The 553-nt window shown below is 65.0% G+C and carries 1 protein-coding gene; it reads right to left on the reverse strand.

The features are described 5' to 3' along the window. On the reverse strand, positions 1 to 553 hold a 553-nt coding region (locus AC1DX0_RS36930), incomplete at both ends, for a thiolase family protein (RefSeq protein WP_477359619.1).

The following is a 553-nucleotide window of genomic DNA, read 5'->3' on the forward strand; positions in this document are numbered from 1 at the left end:
GCTTGTCCTTGTGCGCACCGTCTGAGCGCAGGCTGGCGGCCAGAACGCCGTGGTCGGCAATCGTACCGTCCCCCTCGCCTGCTTCCAGGATCAGTGCGCCGGCACCGTCGCCGAAAAGCACGCAGGTCGAGCGGTCGCTCCAGTCGAGGATGCGCGAGAATGTTTCCGAACCGATCACCAGCACGCGTTTTGCCAGGCCGCCACGGATGTAGAGATCGGCTGTCGTCACCGCATAGACGAAKCCCGAGCACACTGCCTGCATGTCGAAGGCAAAGCCRTGATGCATGCCGAGSCGGTTCTGGATCTCGACGGCGGTGGCCRGGAAAGTGTTGTTGGGCGTCGACGTCGCCAGCACGATCAGGTCGATATCGTCAGGCGTCAGCCCGGCATTGGCAAGGGCGGCGCGGGCCGCGGCCTCGCCCAGCGAAGCCGTCGTCTCGTCGTCTGCCGCGATATGACGCTGGCGGATGCCGGTGCGCTGGGCGATCCACTCGTCCGAGGTTTCGACCATGCCTTCGAAATCGGCATTCTTCATAATGCGGCGGGGCAGCGC

This window comes from Mesorhizobium sp. P3_A9 (assembly GCF_056402975.1).